Origin of the sequence: Tomitella biformata AHU 1821, from assembly GCF_000524475.1 — a bacterium.
GTDB lineage: Bacteria > Actinomycetota > Actinomycetes > Mycobacteriales > Mycobacteriaceae > Tomitella > Tomitella biformata.
Genome location: NZ_BAVQ01000070.1, coordinates 81,393 through 98,215, shown reverse-complemented (window position 1 = coordinate 98,215; position 16,823 = coordinate 81,393). Strand labels below are relative to the sequence as shown.

Genomic DNA, 16,823 nt, shown 5'->3' with positions numbered 1-16,823 from the left:
GCCGGTTCCGCCGGTTCCGGCTGACCTCTCCCCATGACAAACGGCCTCCCCCTGGCGTGCTACTTCCCGTGCGCGCGCAGCTGATACAGGCCGGTCGTGGTGGCCACGACGACGCCGTTCGCGTCCGTGACTGTCGCCTCGAGGGTGAAATCGCACTTGCCGTTCGCGGCGGCCGCCGCGGTGATCCGGTCCAGCTCCGCGTCGTCGAGCGAGGCCTCGGCCGTCACATCCGTCGTCGCGGGCCGGCGGAAGGAGATCTTGAGGTCCTTCACCAGCGGGTAGTAGGCGGCCGCGTCGAAGCTGGCGATCGCCAGGGCTCCGCCAAGGACCTCCGCGACCGTGAACAGCACGCCCGCGTACATCACGCCGAAGTGGTTGCCGTTGCCCTCCATCGGCACTGTGCTCGACGCGTAGCCGCGGCGGGCGACGGTAGCTTCGACGCCCATGCCATGCACCACGGGAATCGTCTTCTCCATCATGCCGTTGATCATGTCGGCGATCTGGGGAGCCTCGTTCGTGTCGGTCACAGCAGTCCTCTCGTGGACGGTTCCGCCACCCGGCGCGGGCGGCTGAGGCCACGGTAGCAACCCGGAAAGAGGCGCGGACGTTAACCGGGGTTCACCCCGGCGAAGCTGCGCGAGACCTGTCGCACGGCGGATTTCGCGCGCTGATCACGAGCACTGGCCCCGTCGCCGAAGTCGTCACCGCCGGCGCCGACGGCAGGAGCGGCCAATACCCTCTTTTGGGTCTACCGGGCGCCGGCCACATTCTGCCAAGCTTCGCTACGCTGGAACTATGACGTGGGACACAGTCCCCGATAGTCGAGAACACTGTGCCGGGAGGCGGAACCGATGACGGACATGGCCGAGTATGTCGAGGACCTGATCAACCAGTACAGCGCCCCGGAGGCGAGTGCCGCGGGCCTGCTGTGCGACCGACATGCGCCGGACGCCGTCGCGTTCACCATCATCGCCGCCGACCTGAGCTCCCAGGACATCACCTATGGCGAGCTGCGCACCCGATCCGAGCAGGGCGCCGCCGCACTGGCGGCGCTGGGCGTGCAGGAGGGCGACGCTGTCGCGACGCTGATGGGCAAGTCCGCGGACCTGGTCTTCACGCTCATGTCGATTTGGCGTCTTGGCGCGGTGCACGTGCCGCTGTTCACCGCATTCGCCTGGCCTGCAATCGAATTGCGCCTAGATGCCAGCGGCGCCCAGGTGGTGGTGACGGACCAGGACCAGCGGGCCAAGCTCACCGAGGCGAAGGCGTCCGTCGTGGTCGCCGGGCCCGACCCCGTGCTGGCCGGCGGGGACCTCTCGCTGGCCGCGCTCTTCGACGCCCAGGAGCCGGGCCGGGCCGCCGCGCAGACCGGGCCCGACGCGACCATGGTCATGATCTTCACCTCCGGCACCACCGGCACCCCGAAGGGCGTCCCGGTCCCGGTGTTCGCGCTGGCCTCCTTCCACGAGTACGTGGAGTTGGGCCTGGACGTGCGCGCGGACGACGTGTTCTGGAACGCCGCCGACCCCGGCTGGGCGTACGGGCTCTACTACGGCATCCTCGGGCCGCTGGCCGCGGGACGGCGCAGCCTGCTGCTATCTGCGGGCTTCTCCCCCGCCCTGTCCGTCGCTGTCCTGCGCACCTTCGGCGTGACGAACTTCGCCGCCGCCCCCACCGTCTACCGCTCGATGCGCGCCAAGCCGGAGGCCATCGGCTCCGGCCACCCGCTGCGCTGCGCGTCCTCCGCCGGCGAGCCGCTCACCCCCGAGGTGATCAGCTGGGCCACAGAGACTTTCGGCATCCCGGTGCGGGACCACTACGGACAGACCGAGCACGGCATGATGATCGTCAACGGCTGGCATGACGCGATCCGCGCCGACCTGCGCGCGGGCTCGATGGGCGAGCCCCTGCCCGGGTGGTCCGCGGAGGCGCTCCAGGAGGAGACCGACGTGCCCGCCGAGCGCGGCGCGATGGGCCGCATCGCGATCGACACCCCCGCCAGCCCCATGATGTGGTTCCGCGGCTACTACCAGTCCCCCGACAAGACCGCCGAGCGCTTCTCCGAGGACGGCCGCTGGTACCTCACCGGCGATGCCGGCGCCATCGATGAGGATGGGCACTTCTTCTTCTCCTCGCGCGATGACGACGTGATCATCATGGCGGGCTACCGCATCGGGCCGTTCGACGTCGAGAGCGTCCTCGCCACGCACCCCGCCGTCGCGGAGTCCGCGGTGATCGGCGTGCCCGACGAGATCCGCGGCGAGGTCCTCGAGGCCTACGTGGTCACCCGGGACGGCACCGTGGAGGACGACGCACTCGTCGCCGCGCTGCAAAAATGGGTCAAGGACGAGTTCGCCGCGCACGCGTTCCCGCGTCAAATCCACTTCACGCGGGCGCTGCCGAAGACCCCCAGCGGAAAGATCCAGCGCTTCCTGCTGCGCAAGGAGCGCGCTGAACAGCACTGACGTTGGTGCGCGCTAGCCTGGGACGCATGAGCGAACTAGGCGGCGGCGCGCCCCAGAAGAGTCCCACGGTCACCCTCAACTCCGGCGCGGCGATTCCGCAGTTGGGTCTCGGCGTCTGGCAGGCCACCGACTCCGAGACCGAGGGCGCCGTCGCCTACGCGCTGGGCGAGGCCGGCTATCGGCACATCGACACCGCCGCGGCCTACGGCAACGAGGCGGGCGTCGGGCGCGGGCTCGCCACGTCGGGAGTCCCTCGCGAGGACATCTTCCTCACCACCAAGCTGTGGAACTCCGACCAGGGCTACCAGCGCGCGTTCGACGCGTTCGACGTCAGCCTGGACAAGCTCGGCGTCGACTACGTGGATCTCTACCTGATCCACTGGCCGCTGCAGGACCGCGACCGGCTGCTGCGCACGTGGGAGGCGCTCGAGGAGATCGTGGCGTCCGGGCGCGCGAAGTCCATCGGCGTGTGCAACTTTGAGCCGCACCACCTGGAGTTCCTGGCCGACCGCGGCTCGATCCTGCCGGCCATCAACCAGGTGGAGCTGCACCCGCACCTCCCTCAGCATCAGATCCGGAGCGCTGCAGCGGGACTGGGAGTCGCGGTGCAGTCATGGAGTCCGCTGGGCGGCACCGCCAATGCCGGCTGGGGCCAAGACTCCAAGCCGAACACCCTCCTGACAGATCCCGCCATCGCCGCCATCGCGGGTCGGCACGGCAAGTCCCCGGCGCAGGTGTTGATCCGCTGGCACCTGCAGAACGGGCTGATCGTCATCCCGAAATCCGCCCACCCGGAGCGCATCGCCCAGAACATCGACGTGTTCGATTTCGACCTGACCGATGTGGACCTCGCCGAGATCGGCACCCTCGATGACGGGGCCCGCGTCGGCCTCCACCCGGACGAGATGAATCTCGGCGCGCCGGAGTGACCAACAACAAGTAGCCGGCCGTTCAGCTGCAGTACACCCGGCCGAAACCCGCCGCCACCTGCGGCCCCCGCGAATCGACGCGGGCCGATTCGATGACGAGGCCCGCTGCCGACGCGGTGGCCCCAGGTCAGGCTGTCCTCCCCCGGCTAACATTCACCTGCCGCTAAGGAATATCTGGACTATCAGCCCCACAGAGGACAAGCCGCATGCCCCAGCTGGAACCCGCTCGCGCCACGCTGTCCGAACAGGACGTGGCGCCGGACTCCCAGACTGGAGATGGGGACGTTGGCACAGCCACCTCCCCGCCGCGCGACCTGACCATGATCCGCCGCTGGGCCTATCTCGGCTGGGCCGCCGTCGTCGTCCTGCGGGTCGCGATCCTCGGCTGGTCCTTCGACCTCCTCCAGCTGCTGATCCTGATCTGCCTGGGCCTGGTCGCCACCAGCATCGGCCGCCGCTCCGTCCTCTTGGTGCTGCGGGACTGGCTGCCCTTCGCGCTCCTGCTGGGCGCCTATGACCTGAGCCGCCGCGCCGCGCTGGTCATCGGCATGCCCACCCAGTGGCATTTGGCGGTCGACGCGGACAAGTGGATGTTCTTCGGCCAGGTGCCGACGGTCTGGCTGCAGTCGCACCTCAAGTCGGTGGACGTGCCCTGGTGGGAGGTGCTGGTCAGCACGGTCTACATGTCCTACTTCATCATCCCGATCGGCGTGGCGACGATCCTGTGGCTGCGTAATAGGCAGGCGTGGCGCAGGTATGTGGTGCGGTTCGTGGTGATCTCGTTCGCGGCGCTCATCGGCTACATCCTGGTGCCGGCCGCGCCCCCGTGGGCCGCGGCCCGCTGCACCGCGGAGCAGGTCGCGGACCACCCGTCCAGCCCGCCGTGCATGTTCGACTCGCCGGCCGACGCGCCGAACGGCGGCCTCCTCGGCGTCGTCGACCCCCACCACCCCGGCGCGGCGCCCTACGTCGAGCGGATCTCCACCCGCGGCTGGGACGAGACGCACCTGACCGCGGCGACCACCGCCGTCGAGTCCGGCCAAGCCGGCTCCAACCTCGTCGCTGCGATCCCGTCCTTGCACGCGGGCCTCACGATGATGGTCGCGCTGTTCGTGTGGCCGCTGGTCCGCCGGCGATGGTGGGCCGTGTGGGCGGCGTACCCCCTCATCATGGGGTTCGCGCTGGTCTACACCGGCGAACACTATGTCCTTGATGTCCTCCTCGGCTGGGCCATGGCAGCCGCCGTGATCGTCGGCTGTGCCGCGGTCGAGCGTTGGTGGGCACGCAGGGGCGCGACCACCACCTCGGTGCTATCCCCGCCGAACCGGGCAGAACCGGACCGCATCCTCGAGCACGTCGGCCACCCCGATCTCGGGGACCGCCAGCCGGTCCACAGCGAGCGACTCCACCATCGACCACCAGCCTCGTAGCCGCAGCAGCGTCAGCGGCGTGGACTCCACGCCGAGCGCGACAACGGCCCGCTCGGCCATCGTGTCTTTGAGGTGCTCGTGGATCTCGCGAATCTGCGGGTCGGAGCCGAAGCCGCCGTGGAAGAACTCCTGGTAGTTGACCCCGTGCCGGTCAACAAAGGACACGAAGGCCGCGACGATGGCCCGCAGCTGATCGCCCGAGTCATCGTCCTCATCGGGCACGGCGGCGCGCAGCAATCGGCGCGCGGCCGCCGCCACGACGGCCACGTAATAGTCGTGTTTGGTGGGGAAATAGCGGAAGAGCAGTCCGCGGGAGATGCCGGCGAGCTCCGCGATGTGGTCGATCGACAGGGCCTGGATGGGTCTGTTCGACAGCTCCTGCAGGCCGATGGCCACCAGTTGCCGGCGGCGCTCGTCCGGCGGCAGGCGCTTACGCTGGGGCCGCTCTGTCGTGCTCACACCCGCCAGCATAACTGAGCATTGCTCAACTATCGGGAGCTCTCATAGGCCTCGCGCAGCGCTCCCCTGTTGACCTTGCCCATGGGCGTGCGGGGCAGCGCGGCCACGACCTCGAGCACTCGCGGGAGCTTGAACTTGGCCAGGCTCTCGCGGCAGTGCCGGGCCAACTCCTCGGTGCCGACCGGCTCCCGCAGCTCGACCAGGGCCACCACGGACTGACCCCACTCCGGGTCCGCCGCGCCGAAGACGGCGGCGTCATGCACGTCGGGATGCGCCAGCAGGACGCCCTCGATCTCCGCCGGGTAGATGTTGACGCCGCCGGAGACGATCAGGTCTGTGCGCCGGTCGCACACGAACAGCCAGCCGTCCTCATCGAGGTAGCCGATATCGCCGGGGATGAAGTAGCCGTCCTGGTAGCTGCTCGCCGTCTTGGCCGGGTCGCCGATGTACTCGACGGTGAATCCGGTGTGCAGCTGGATCATTCCCGTCGTCCCCACGGGCCGCTCCACACCGTCCTCGCCGCAGATGCGCACCTTCAAGCCGGGCTTCGGCCGACCAACGGAGCCCTCGTGGCGCAGCCAGTCCGCGCTGCCGATGAGGGTGACCGCGCGCGACTCGCTGGAGCCGTAGTACTCCATCAGCACCGGGCCGAGCCAGTCGATCATCGCGCGCTTGACGGCCACCGGGCACATGCCGCCGCCGTGTAGGACCGTGCGCAGCGAGGACACATCGAACTCCACGCGGCCGGGGGCCGCCAACAGCCGATGCATCATCGTCGGCACGAGGAAGGTGTCGGTCACCGCATAGTTCTGGATCAGGGCCAGCGCGGACGCCGGGTCGAAGCGCGGCGCGAGGATCACCGTCTGCCCCAGCTGCAGGCCCATGAACATGTTCTGGTTGGGGGCCGCATGGTAGAGCGGGCCCACGGACAGGAACATTCCGTCCGGCGTCATCCCCAGCGCCTCGCCGGCCTCGATCATGCGCTCCTGCTCCAGCTCCGGCGTCAGGCCCGAGAGCTGGCGCAAGATCCCCTTGGGCCGCCCGGTGGTCCCGGAGCTGTAGAACAGCATGGCCCCGGCGACCCGGTCCGCGGGCGGGGTCGGCTCGCCGAGCAGCGCCGCGTAATCCCGCAAACCCGCTACGACGCCGATCCCATAGACCGCCGTGATCCCCGCCTGGGCCGCGGCCGCCACGGCCACCTCCGCGGTGCGCTCGTCCACCACCACTAGCGCCGCCCCGCTGTCAGCCAGGATGTGCGCGGTCTCCGGCGTCGTCAGATGGCGGTTGACCGGCAGCAGGTGCAGCCCGATCTGATGTGCCGCCAGCTGCAGGGCCAGGTATTCCACCCGGTTCGACAGCACCAGCGCCAGCACGTCGCCGACCCCCAGCCCGCGCCCGCGCAGCCCATTGGAGAGCCGGTTCGCAGTCGCCGCCAGCTCGCCGAAGGTCGTGACCTCCCCGTCCGCCACAGTTACTACGGCCGGGCGCTGCGGGTCCCGCGCCGCGAGCTTCCAGAATCCACGGATGGTCGTCATGCCCGCAATCAAATCACCCCCGCCTGTCCGACGAGCCTCCACCTGGATTATCCAAACCCTTGATTCGCCCGCGCCCGGGACGCTAACCTAACTAAGCATTGCTCAATTAGACCCGCTCCGGGAGGAACCCCATGGACTTCGCCCATTCCGCACGCTCGCGCGAGTACCTAGAGAAGCTCCGCGCCTTCATCGCCACCGAGGTCGTGCCGGTCGAGGCCCAGCTCAGGGCGGAACGCGCCGCCGCCGTGGATTGGACAGTGCCGCCCGAGTACCGCGAATTGCAGCGCAAGGCCCGCGCGGCCGGCCTGTGGAATCTCTTCCTGCCCGACGCGCAACTCGGCGCCGGCCTGTCCAACGTGGAGTACGCCCCACTGGCCGAGGAGATGGGCCGCTCCCCCTTCAACGCCGGCGTCTTCAACTGCAATGCCCCCGACACCGGCAACATGGAGGTGCTCTACCACTACGGCAGCACCGCCCAGAAGGAACGCTGGCTGCAGCCCCTGCTCAACGGCGACATCCGCTCCGCGTTCTGCATGACCGAGCCCGACGTCGCCTCCTCCGACGCCACCAATATGGCCGCGACCGCCACTGTGGAGGGCGACGAGGTGGTCCTGAACGGCCGCAAGTGGTGGAGCACCGGGGTCGGCAGCGCCGACTGCAAGGTGCTGATCTTCATGGGCGTCACCGACCCGGAGGCCCCACGCCACCAACGGCATTCGATGGTCCTGGTCCCGATGGACACCCCCGGCGTCAGCGTCGACCGGATGCTCTCGACCATGGGCCTCTACGACGAGCCCGGCGGGCACGGCCAGGTCAGCTTCGACAACGTCCGGCTGTCCCTGGACGCGATCATCGCCGGGCCCGGCCGCGGCTTCGAGATCGCCCAGGGGCGCCTCGGACCCGGCCGCGTGCACCACTGCATGCGGCTGGTCGGCCTCGCGGAGATGGCCCTCGACCTCGCCTGCAAGCGCGGCCTCGAGCGTGTCGCCTTCGGCAAGCCGGTGATCAACCTCGGGGGCAACCGCGAGCGCGTCGCCGACGCCCGCATCGCCATCAACTCGCTGCGGCTGCTCGTCCTCAACTGCGCCTGGCTGCTCGACACCCAGGGCCTCACCGGCGCACAGTCCGCGGTGGCCGAGATCAAGGTCGCCGCGCCGCGCGTAGTCCAGCAGGTCGTCGACTTCTCGATGCAGATCCACGGCGGGGCAGGCCTTTCCGACGACTTCCCACTCGCCGAGGCGTGGACCGTCGCCCGCGCCCTGCGCCTGGCGGACGGCCCCGACGAGGTGCACCAGGGCATGGTGGCCCGCTACGAACTCGGAAAGCACGGGGCGGGCCGATGAACTCCGACCTCCCCGCCAACGCACTGCCAGCCAACGCCCAGCCCGTCCGCGCCGAGGATGCCTTCGACGTCGCCGCCGTCGCGTCGTGGCTGGCGGCCGAGGCTGGCGTCGAGGGAGTTCCCGAGGTGCGCCAGTTCGCCGGCGGCGCATCGAATCTGACGTATCTGCTGCGCTACCCGGGCCGCGACCTCGTGCTGCGCCGGCCCCCCACGGGCGCGAAGCCGTCGTCGGGGCACGACATGCACCGGGAGCACCGCATCCAGTCGCTGCTCGCCGGGGCGTATCCACACGTGCCGCAGATGATCGGCCTGTGCCAGGACCCCGCCGTCATCGGCGGCGATTTCTACGTGATGGAGCGCGTGCCCGGCCAGATCCTGCGCGGGGACGCGGCGCCGGACCTCTCGCCGGCCCAGGCCCGCGCGCTGTGCACGAGCGTGTTCGACTTGCTCATCGAGCTGCACCAGGTAGATCCCGTCGCCACCGGCCTTGACGAGTTCAGCAGGGGCGCAGGCTATGTGGCGCGGCAGGTGTCTGGGTGGACCGGCCGCTTCGCCAAGGCGCACACGGAGAACGTGCCGGACTTCGCGCGCGTGACCCGGTGGCTCGCCGAGCACCAGCCGGTGGATGTCGCGTCGGCCGTGATCCACGGGGACTTCCGCCTCGACAACATCGTGCTCGGCCCGGACCTCGCACCCGCCGCGGTGCTGGACTGGGAACTCGCCACCATCGGCGACCCGCTCATGGACCTCGGCGCAGCGCTCGCGTATTGGGTTGAGGCGGAGGATGATCCGATGATGCGGCTGACCAAACGCCAGCCCTCGGACCTGCCGGGCATGCTCACCCGCGCCGAGATCGTCGAGTACTACCTGGACAAGACCGGGCTGTCCACGGACAACTGGCGCTTCTATGAGGTGTTCGGCCTGTTCCGCCTGGCCGTGATCGCCCAGCAGATCTACTACCGCTACCACCACGGGCAGACGACCAATCCGGCGTTCAAGGACTTCTGGGTCATCGTCGGCTACCTGGACTCCCGCTGCACGCAACTGATCGAGGCCGCATGACCAAAAAGCACCGCCAAGCCATCCTCATCACCGGCGCCAGCTCGGGCCTGGGCGCCGGGATGGCCCGCGAGTTCGCCGACCGCGGGCGCGATCTCGCGCTGTGCGCGCGCCGGACCGAGCGCCTCGAGGCGCTGCGCGCGGAGCTGACGGCGAAGCACCCCGGCATCCGGATCACGGTGCGCGCCTTGGACGTCAACGTCCACGAGGATGTGTTCACCGTGTTCCGCGAGCTCGACGAGGAGCTCGGCGGTATCGACCGCTTCATCGCCAACGCGGGCCTGGGCAAGGGGCAGCCCCTCGGCACCGGCTACTTCCACGCCAACGCGCAGACCGCCAACACCAACTTCCTCGGGGTGCTCGCCCAGAGCGAGGCGGCCCTGGAGTTGTTGCGGCCCAGGGGCGATGGCCACCTGGTGCTGGTCTCCTCCATCAGCGCGATGCGCGGGATGCCCCGCAACCTCACCACGTACGCGGCGTCGAAGGCGGCCGTCGCCACCCTCGGCGAGGGCATGGCCGCGGACCTGGCCGGGACCGGCATTACGGTGACCACCGTCTTCCCCGGCTTCATCCGCTCGGAGATCAACGAGAAGGTCAAGAAGGCGCCGTTCATCGTCGACACCGAGACCGGCTGCCGGGCCCTGGCCGCCGCCATCGAGCGCGAGCCGCGGAAGGCCTCCGTGCCCGCCTGGCCGTGGGTGCCGCTGGGGCTCGCGATGCGGTACCTGCCGTTGCCGATTGTCGCCAAGATGGTGTGAAGTCGGCGTAGATTCGAGGCTGCCCCTCGCCCCTCGATTGGAGCATTCGTATGACTGTGAGACCTCTCCCCCTCGGCACGCCCTGTTGGATCGACCTGATGAGCTCCGACACCGCGGCCGCCATCGACTTCTACTCCGCGGTGTTCGGCTGGCAGGCGGATGTCAGCGACGACCCGCGCTACGGCGGCTACGGGACCTTCAGCAAGTACGACAGCCCGGTGGCCGGCGTCATGCCCGCGCAGGAGGGCAATCCAGACCAGAACGTGTGGTCCGTCTACCTCGCCACCGATGACATCGCGGCCAGCTCAGCCAAGGCGGAGTCCGCTGGCGGCCAGGTCATCATGCCCGCGATGACTGTCCCCGAACAGGGCCAGATGGCGATGTTGACAGACCCCGCCGGCGCCGTCATCTCGCTGTGGCAGGCGGGCGGGCACAACGGCTTCGACCGCTCCGAGCGCCCCGGCACGCCGGTGTGGTTCGAGTCCATGTCCCGCGACTACGCCAAGGCGGTGCCGTTCTACACCGACGTGTTCGACCTGACGGCGCAGGTCCAGGGTGACACCGACGAGTTCCGCTACAGCACGCTGACCCGCGCCGGCGAGGATCTTGCGGGCCTCATGGATGCCGACGGCTTCCTGCCCGCGGGGGTCCCCTCGTTCTGGCAGGTCTACATCAGCTCGGCGGACGTCGACGCCACCCTCGCCGCCGTCATCGCGAACGGCGGCACTGTCGACCGCCCCGCCGAGGACACCCCGTACGGCCGCATGGCCGGCGTCGCCGACCCCCTGGGCGCGCGTTTCTGCGTGATCACCCGGCCTGCGAGCTGACCTTGTCGAACGCGCGGTCGCGCGGCGCCTGGATCGCCAGCAGCGCCGCGAGACCGAGCGCCAGCACCACCAGCAGGCCCACGATCCCCGCGCGGTCCGCGCCGAACCACCAGGCGAAGAAGCCGAACAGCGTCGGGGCCAGGAAGGACACGGCGCGGCCCGTCGTGGCGTAGAGGCCGAACATCTCGCCCTCGCGCCCCGGCGGGGTGATGCGGGACATGAACGCGCGTGAGGACGCCTGCGCCGGGCCCACGAACAGGCACAGCAGCAGCCCGAATAGCCAGAACATCGCCGGCCCGCTGACGATCAGCAGCGCGATGCCCACACCGATCATCGCGAACAGCGAGAACACGATGACGGCCTTGGGCCCCACCTTGTCGTCCAGCCGGCCCGCGATCAACGCGCCCGCCGCGGCCACAACGTTCGCGGCGACGCCGAACAGCAGCACGTCCGCCGCGCTGATGCCGTAGACGCCCACCGCGAGGACCGCGCCGAACGTGAACACGCCGGCGAGCCCGTCTCGGAACAACGCGGAGGCGCCCAGGAACCACACCGTCGCGCGGTCCTCGAGCCACAGGCTCTTCAGATCGCCCCAGAGGATCTTGTACGACGCGAGCAGGCCCGGCTTCGGTTCGCCAACGGCGGCGGTCGGCGCCCTCTCCGGCACCGCGAACAGCACCGGCAGCGCGAACACCGCGAACCAGAGCGCCGCGAACAGTGCGATGAGCCGGATGTTCAGCCCGCCGTCCGTGGTGATGGACAAGAACCCCCGATTGTCGCCGTCGCCCGCCACGAACCCCGTGTAGACCAGCAGCAGCAGCACAACGCCGCCCAAATAGCCCATGGCCCAACCGAATCCGGAGACACGGCCGACCGTCTCAGGTGTGGACACCTGCCGGAGCATCGCGTTGTAGGGCACCTGCGCCAGCTCCGCGACCACCGAGGCCGCGCCCAGCAGCACCAGGCCCAGCCACAGGTAGTGGTAGTCGTCCTGGACCAGGAACATCAAGGCCATCAGCGCGACGGTGCCGAACGTGAGCAGGGCCAGGGACTTCTTGCGGCGACCGTTCGCGTCGTTCTGCCGGCCCGAAACCGGGGCCACCAGCGCGATGATCAGGCCCGAGAGGCCCAGCACCCACCCCAGCCAAGAGCTCGCGGAGATCCCGCCGGGCAGGTCGTCCCCCACCGCGTCCGTGAGGTAGACGGAGAAGACGAACGTGAGGATCACCGCGTGGAACGCGGAGCCGCCCCAGTCCCACAGACCCCACGCGAACACCTGCCGACGGGGCACTGCGACGGACGGGGCGAGATCCGCGGTTGCGCTCATGGCTGGGAGCCTAGCCGCAGCTCAGGCCCGCAGCACCCGCTCGTCCTCGCGCACCGGCTCGGGCAGCGTGCCCTCGCCAAACGGCCGCCCGCCGAGCATCTCGCGGTTGTGCGGCTCCAGCCAGCCGAACAGGCTCGGCCCCTTGGGCACGATCTGCGTGGGGTTCAGGTCCCTATGCACCACGTAGTAGTGCTTCTTGATCTGCCGGAAGTCGGTGGTGTCACCGAAGCCGGGGGTCTGGAACAGGTCCCGCGCGTAGTTCCACAGCACCGGCATCTCGGAGAGCTTTTGCCTGTTGCACTTGAAGTGCCCGTGATAGACCGCGTCGAAGCGGGCCAGGGTCGTGAACAGTCGGACGTCGGCCTCGGTGATGGTGTCCCCCATCAGGAAGCGCTGGCCCAGCAGCCGCTCGGAGAGCCAGTCGAGGCGGGCGAACAGCGCGTCGTACGCCGACTCGTAGGCTTCCTGGGAGCCGGCGAACCCGGCCTTGTAGACGCCGTCGTTCACATCGGTGTGGATGGTCTGCATCAGCTCGTCCATCTCGGCGCGCATCGACTCCGGGTACAGGTCCGGGGCTCCGCGGCGGTGGAACTCGCCCCACTCGAGGGACATGTCGAGCGTGATCTGCCGGAAATCGTTCGTCACGACCTGGCCAGTGGGGATCTCGACCATCGCGGGCACGGTGATGCCGCGGGGATAGTCGGCGAAACGGGCGAAATACGCGTCCTGCAGGCGCGGGATCTTCAGCACCGGGTCCACCCCGCCGGGGTCGAGGTCGAAGGTCCAGGAGCGCTGGTCGTGCGTTGGCCCGCACAACCCCAGCGAGATTGCGTCCTCCAGCCCCAGGAGCCGGCGCACAATCATCGCCCGATTCGCCCACGGGCACGCGCGTGCGGCGACGAGCCGGTATCGGCCGGCCGCCACCTGGTAGCCGCTTGTCCCGTCCGCGGTGATCCGGTCGTTGATGTAGTTCATGTCGCGGTCGAACGGCTCTCCGGCCTTCACATAGAGCTCCTCGTCGACATTCTTGTCCGCACCCATGTCCGCTCCTTTTCAACTGTTCCCGCTTCGCCCCCACCGTAGTGCCGAATCAGGATTCTCGGGGGCGCTAGATTTGGACCCATGGACGCACAGGACTGGGACAACCGCTACCAGGGATCCGAATTGGTCTGGGGCGCACCGCCAAATGAGATCGTCGTGGAACTGGCCACGGCTCTGCCCCGGGGACGGGCCATCGACATCGGCTGCGGAGAGGGCCGCAACGCCCTGTGGCTGGCAACGCGCGGTTGGCAGGTCGAGGGCCTCGACTTCTCCGCCGCCGCGCTCGAGAAGGCGGCCGCCACCACAGCCGACGCGCCCGCCGCCGTGCTGGAGCGGCTCACCTGGACGTGCGCGGACTTGCGCGCCGCGCCCCTCGGCGCGGACGTCGACCTCGCGCTGATCGTCTACATCCACCTGCCTGCCGACGAACGCGCCCAGCTGCTGCGCCGCGCACAGGATGCCCTCGCCCCCGGCGGCGCGCTGCTGGTGCTTGGCCACCATGTCCGCAACCTCGCCGAGGGCGTCGGCGGGCCCCAGAACGCCGCGATCTTATTCAGCCCTGCAGATATCGTGGCGGAACTGGACCCGACGATGCAGGTCGACTTCGCCCGCGACCTGGGCCGGGACACCCCGCACGGGTTGGCGATCGACGCGCTCGTCTTCGCCCGCAAGCCGTGACCGCCGCACCGTGGGGCAGGCGATAGCGCGGCCCGCGGGCGCCGGACGTCATTCCGAGCACCCGGGTGCGTTGTACACCACAGGAGCAATTTGAGCAATGCCTCACGTTTGCAACATTCAGATTTAGGCGTAGGCTATCCGTAAGTTACTGACCAGTAGCATGCCTGTGGGCCAGTAACCGGCAGTCACACTGACCGCCGACGACAGAGACCACCACCCCAACTCCACCGCAATGTGGCCGGAAGACTGGCATGATCAGTCCACGCACCGGGCACACCGCCAGCCGAGTCAAGGCTTGTCACGAAAGAGCGCAGACATGGGCCATTACAAGAGCAACACCCGCGATATCGAGTTCAACCTCTTCGAGGTGCTCGAGATCCAGAAGCCGATGGCGGACGGAGCCTGGGGCGACCTGGACGAGGACACCGCCCGCACCATGATCGACGAGGTCGCGAAGCTGGCCGAGGGCCCGCTCGCCGAGTCCTTCGCCGACACCGACCGCAATCCCCCCGTGTTCGACCCCAAGACGCACACCGCCTCGATCCCCGAGGGCTTCAAGAAGGCCTTCAAGTCGATGTGGGACGGCGAGTGGTACCGCATGGGCCTCGCAGATGAGCTCGGCGGCATCCCCGCGCCCCGCGCGCTCGGCTGGAGCCTGAACGAGATGATGCTCGGCGCGCAGCCTGCGGCGTTCATGTACGCGGCGGGCCCGTCCTTCGCCGGTGTGCTGTTCGAGAACGGCACACCGGAGCAGAAGAAGTGGGCCGCCACCTGTGTCGAGCGCGGCTGGGGCGCCACGATGGTGCTCACCGAGCCCGACGCCGGATCGGACGTCGGCGCGGGTGTGACCAAGGCGATCGCGCAGGATGACGGCTCGTGGCACATCGAGGGCGTCAAGCGCTTCATCACGTCGGCGGACTCGGACGACATGTTCGAGAACATCTTCCACCTGGTGCTCGCCCGCCCCGAGGGTGCCGGCCCCGGCACCAAGGGCCTGAGCCTGTTCTTCGTCCCGAAGACCCACTTCGACTTCGAGACCAACACGATGGGCGAGCGCAACGGCGTTTTTGTCACGAACGTCGAGCACAAGATGGGCCTGAAGGCCTCCACCACCTGTGAGCTCACGTTCGGCGGCCACGGCGTCCCGGCGCAGGGCTGGCTCGTCGGCGAGGTCCACAACGGCATTGCCCAGATGTTCGATGTCATCGAGCACGCCCGCATGATGGTCGGCACCAAGGCCATCGGCACCCTGTCCACCGGCTACCTCAACGCGCTGGAGTACGCCAAGGAGCGCATCCAGGGCGCGGACATGACCCAGATGACGGACAAGGCCGCGCCGCGCGTGTCCATCACCCACCACCCGGACGTGCGCCGCTCGCTGATGGTCCAGAAGGCCTACTCCGAGGGCCTGCGCGCCATCTACGCCTACACCGCCGCGCACCAGGACGACGCGATGGCGCTGCACGTCTCCGGCGCGGACCACGCGACCGCGCACCGCGTCAACGACCTGCTGCTCCCCATCGTCAAGGGTGTGGGCTCCGAGCGCGCCTACCAGCACCTGACGGACAGCCTGCAGACCCTCGGCGGCTCCGGCTTCCTGCAGGACTACCCCATCGAGCAGTACATCCGCGATGCCAAGATCGACTCGCTGTACGAGGGCACCACCGCCATCCAGGCGCAGGACTTCTTCTTCCGGAAGATCGCCCGCGACCGTGGCGTCGCCCTGGCCCACCTGGCCGGTCAGATCCAGGCGTTCCTCACCAGTGACTCGGCGGACAGCCGGCTCAAGGGCGAGCGCGTGCTGCTGGCCACCGCCCTCGAGGACATCCAGGGCATGGTCACCACCATGACCGGCTGGCTCATGGGCGCGCAGGAGACGCCGACCGACCTGTACAAGGTGGGCCTGGCCTCCGTGCGCTTCCTCATGGGCTTCGGCGACCTGCTCGTCGGCTGGCAGCTTCTGCACCACGCCGAGATCGCCCTCGCCGCGCTCGACAACGAGCCCGCCGAAAAGGATCGCGCCTTCTACCAGGGCAAGGTGTCCGTCGCCCAGTTCTTCGCCCGCAACATGCTCCCCGAGCTGACCGCGTCGCGAAAGGTCGTCGACCACACCGACATCGACATCATGGAGCTCGACGAGGCTGCGTTCTGATTGCCAGCCCTGTGCTGATCCCGATCAGCGCCGAATAGCCAGATGCGGCCCTGCAGCCAAGCTCCACTGCCGGGCCGCATCTGTGTTTCAGCTACCACCAAAAGAAGGAATCCCTGTGTCCACCCCCGACACGCCCCTGCCGCCGCCCCGTCCAGGCATCACCGCCCGCGGCCTGAGTGTCGCCGGCCCCGACGGCATCGCATTCGGCCCTCTCGACCTACGCCTGCCGGCCGGTGGCCTGCACGTGCTGCATGGCCCGTCCGGATCCGGCCGCACATCCCTGCTGCTGACGCTCGCCGGCCGCTTCAAGCCGGTCGCCGGCGAGCTCGACGTGCTGGGCGCCCACGAAGCCCGTGCGATCCGCGGCATCAGCACCGTCGCGGGCTTCCGCGACATCGACGTGCTGGACGATGCAGTCCGCGTGCGCGACGTCCTCAACGAGCAGATCGCGTGGGACACGCAGTGGTTCCGCCGAGCACCCAAAGTCGACGCGCAGAGCTATGACCGCCTGTGCGGCCCCGTCTTCGGGCCCCGGCCCCTGCCTCCCCTGGACCGGTACATCAGCGACCTCGCGGAGCTGGACCGCATGCTGCTGCGCATCGCGCTCGCCGCCTTCTTCTCCCCCCAGCTGCTTGTGGTCGACGACCTCGAACAGGTCCGCTCGCTGCCGGAGCAGGCCGAGCTGATCGACCGGCTCATCGAGTTGGGCCAGGTTGCCACCGTCGTCGCGTCCGCGATCAACCCGCTGCCCGCCGCCCCCGGTCTGCAGGTCCACCATCTGCCCGCACTCGGCTCGTCCACAACAGCAGAAGAGGTCTAGT

15 protein-coding genes are annotated in these 16,823 nt (G+C 69.1%); 10 read left to right on the top strand and 5 right to left on the bottom strand.

Going from position 1 to position 16,823, the window contains the following annotated elements:
- Nucleotides 1-59: 59 nt before the first annotated feature.
- Nucleotides 60-527: a PaaI family thioesterase gene (locus TBIF_RS15690; protein ID WP_024795723.1), complete on the bottom strand. Its 468-nt coding sequence runs from the start codon at nucleotides 525-527 to the stop codon at nucleotides 60-62.
- A 324-nt stretch (nucleotides 528-851) separates the two neighbouring features.
- Here TBIF_RS15690 and TBIF_RS15685 point away from each other — a divergent pair, with 324 nt between their 5' ends.
- From TBIF_RS15685 to TBIF_RS25030, 3 genes are all read left to right on the top strand, one after another.
- The gene (locus TBIF_RS15685) at nucleotides 852-2,465 is read left to right on the top strand and encodes an AMP-binding protein (RefSeq protein ID WP_024795722.1); all 1,614 of its coding nucleotides are present in this window, start codon (nucleotides 852-854) and stop codon (nucleotides 2,463-2,465) included.
- 26 nt (nucleotides 2,466-2,491) lie between these two features.
- Nucleotides 2,492-3,394: an aldo/keto reductase gene (locus TBIF_RS15680; RefSeq protein ID WP_024795721.1), complete on the top strand. Its 903-nt coding sequence runs from the start codon at nucleotides 2,492-2,494 to the stop codon at nucleotides 3,392-3,394.
- Between the two features lie 206 nt (nucleotides 3,395-3,600).
- On the top strand, nucleotides 3,601-4,824 hold the full coding sequence (locus TBIF_RS25030; RefSeq protein ID WP_024795720.1) for a phosphatase PAP2 family protein: 1,224 nt from the start codon (nucleotides 3,601-3,603) through the stop codon (nucleotides 4,822-4,824).
- Here TBIF_RS25030 and TBIF_RS15670 read toward each other — a convergent pair.
- Complete coding sequence (locus tag TBIF_RS15670) at nucleotides 4,705-5,283, bottom strand: TetR/AcrR family transcriptional regulator (RefSeq protein ID WP_235174788.1); 579 nt, start codon at nucleotides 5,281-5,283, stop codon at nucleotides 4,705-4,707. The genes TBIF_RS25030 and TBIF_RS15670 overlap by 120 nt on opposite strands.
- A gap of 29 nt (nucleotides 5,284-5,312) precedes the next feature.
- Nucleotides 5,313-6,818, bottom strand: a complete 1,506-nt coding sequence (locus tag TBIF_RS15665; protein ID WP_024795718.1) for an AMP-binding protein — start codon at nucleotides 6,816-6,818, stop codon at nucleotides 5,313-5,315.
- 131 nt (nucleotides 6,819-6,949) lie between these two features.
- On the opposite strand from TBIF_RS15665, the gene TBIF_RS15660 reads away from it, so the two are divergent.
- Genes TBIF_RS15660 through TBIF_RS15645 form a run of 4 tightly spaced genes read left to right on the top strand, consistent with a single transcriptional unit; the run spans nucleotide 6,950 to nucleotide 10,804 of the window.
- Complete coding sequence (locus TBIF_RS15660) at nucleotides 6,950-8,161, top strand: acyl-CoA dehydrogenase family protein (RefSeq protein WP_024795717.1); 1,212 nt, start codon at nucleotides 6,950-6,952, stop codon at nucleotides 8,159-8,161.
- Complete coding sequence (locus TBIF_RS15655) at nucleotides 8,158-9,222, top strand: phosphotransferase family protein (protein WP_024795716.1); 1,065 nt, start codon at nucleotides 8,158-8,160, stop codon at nucleotides 9,220-9,222. The genes TBIF_RS15660 and TBIF_RS15655 overlap by 4 nt, the downstream gene beginning before the upstream one ends.
- Nucleotides 9,219-9,977 carry an SDR family oxidoreductase gene (locus TBIF_RS15650; RefSeq protein WP_024795715.1) on the top strand — a complete coding sequence of 253 codons (759 nt, stop codon included), beginning with the start codon at nucleotides 9,219-9,221 and terminating at the stop codon, nucleotides 9,975-9,977. Before TBIF_RS15655 ends, TBIF_RS15650 begins: the two co-directional genes overlap by 4 nt.
- A gap of 50 nt (nucleotides 9,978-10,027) precedes the next feature.
- On the top strand, nucleotides 10,028-10,804 hold the full coding sequence (locus TBIF_RS15645; RefSeq protein ID WP_024795714.1) for a VOC family protein: 777 nt from the start codon (nucleotides 10,028-10,030) through the stop codon (nucleotides 10,802-10,804).
- Here TBIF_RS15645 and TBIF_RS15640 read toward each other — a convergent pair.
- Nucleotides 10,785-12,131 (bottom strand): MFS transporter, encoded by a 1,347-nt coding sequence (locus tag TBIF_RS15640; protein ID WP_024795713.1) that lies wholly within the window; start codon nucleotides 12,129-12,131, stop codon nucleotides 10,785-10,787. The two genes, TBIF_RS15645 and TBIF_RS15640, sit on opposite strands and share 20 nt — an antisense overlap.
- 21 nt (nucleotides 12,132-12,152) lie before the next feature.
- Nucleotides 12,153-13,172, bottom strand: a complete 1,020-nt coding sequence (locus TBIF_RS15635; RefSeq protein ID WP_024795712.1) for a glutathione S-transferase family protein — start codon at nucleotides 13,170-13,172, stop codon at nucleotides 12,153-12,155.
- Between the two features lie 81 nt (nucleotides 13,173-13,253).
- Between TBIF_RS15635 and TBIF_RS15630 the strand changes: the two genes are divergently transcribed.
- The 3 genes from TBIF_RS15630 (at nucleotide 13,254) to TBIF_RS15620 (ending at nucleotide 16,822) form a co-directional block, all read left to right on the top strand.
- Nucleotides 13,254-13,850, top strand: coding sequence for a class I SAM-dependent methyltransferase (locus TBIF_RS15630; protein ID WP_024795711.1), 597 nt, complete (start codon nucleotides 13,254-13,256; stop codon nucleotides 13,848-13,850).
- A 316-nt stretch (nucleotides 13,851-14,166) separates the two neighbouring features.
- A complete protein-coding gene (locus TBIF_RS15625) occupies nucleotides 14,167-16,002 on the top strand; it encodes an acyl-CoA dehydrogenase (RefSeq protein ID WP_024795710.1) in 1,836 nt (611 codons plus the stop codon).
- Nucleotides 16,003-16,117: 115 nt separating this feature from the next.
- Nucleotides 16,118-16,822: an ATP-binding cassette domain-containing protein gene (locus TBIF_RS15620; protein WP_024795709.1), complete on the top strand. Its 705-nt coding sequence runs from the start codon at nucleotides 16,118-16,120 to the stop codon at nucleotides 16,820-16,822.
- Nucleotide 16,823 lies beyond the last annotated feature (1 nt).